This is a genomic window from Rhizobium sp. 10N414, from assembly GCF_056394785.1.
Genome location: NZ_JBFTIN010000120.1, coordinates 1 through 449 on the forward strand (window position 1 = coordinate 1; position 449 = coordinate 449).

The 449-nt window shown below is 60.1% G+C and carries 1 protein-coding gene; it reads left to right on the forward strand.

From position 1 onward, the window contains the following. A partial coding sequence (locus AC1DE4_RS31870) for a transposase (protein ID WP_477884769.1) occupies positions 1–449 on the forward strand: 449 nt, incomplete at both ends.

The following is a 449-nucleotide window of genomic DNA, read 5'->3' on the forward strand; positions in this document are numbered from 1 at the left end:
CGTCGTCAGCGTGGCCGCAAGATCTACAGCCTGCATGCCGACGAGGTCGAGTGCATTGGTAAAGGTAAGGCGCACAAGCCCTATGAGTTCGGAGTGAAGGTGTCCGTGGCCACAACACTGAACCGTTCAAAGGGCGGGCAGTTCGCCCTGCACGCAGCGGCGCTGCCCGGCAATCCGTACGATGGCCACACGCTCGCGACCGTCATTCCGGATATGGAAAAGATGATTGGCACCGAGCTCTCCCGCATTCTGGCCGATGCTGGATACCGCGGCCATAATGCTCCCGAAAGTCACAAGCTGAGAGTCTTCACCAGTGGCCAGAAGCGCCGTCTCACGCCCGCCATCAAGCGCCAGATGCGACGACGATCGGCGGTCGAACCCGTCATTGGACACCTCAAGAGCGAACACAGAATGGACCGGAATTATCTCGCTGGCGAACAGGGGGATGC